Source organism: Achromobacter sp. SIMBA_011 (assembly GCF_046535435.1).
Lineage (GTDB): Bacteria > Pseudomonadota > Gammaproteobacteria > Burkholderiales > Burkholderiaceae_B > Achromobacter > Achromobacter dolens.
Map to the genome: position 1 here is coordinate 1 of NZ_JAWRWN010001324.1, position 231 is coordinate 231.

General features: G+C 73.2%; 1 protein-coding gene. It reads right to left on the reverse strand.

The genetic code is table 11. From position 1 onward, the window contains the following. Nucleotides 1-231 (reverse strand): LysR family transcriptional regulator (locus SB816_RS35375; protein ID WP_410548668.1); only part of this gene is annotated, 231 nt, incomplete at both ends.

Genomic DNA, 231 nt, shown 5'->3' on the forward strand with positions numbered 1-231 from the left:
GTGATCGCGCCGATGCGCAGCGTGCCGCCGAGATCGCCCGTCAGCGCGGCCACCTCGTCGCCGGCCTCGCTCCACAGATGCAGGATCTCGCGCGCGTAGCGCGCGACGATTTCGCCGGCCGCGGTCAGCTGCACGCCGCGCCCCACCCGCTGCAGCAAAGCGGCGCCCACCGCCTCCTCGAGCAGCCGAACCTGCAGCGATACGGCGGGCTGCGTCAGGTTCAGCTCCTCG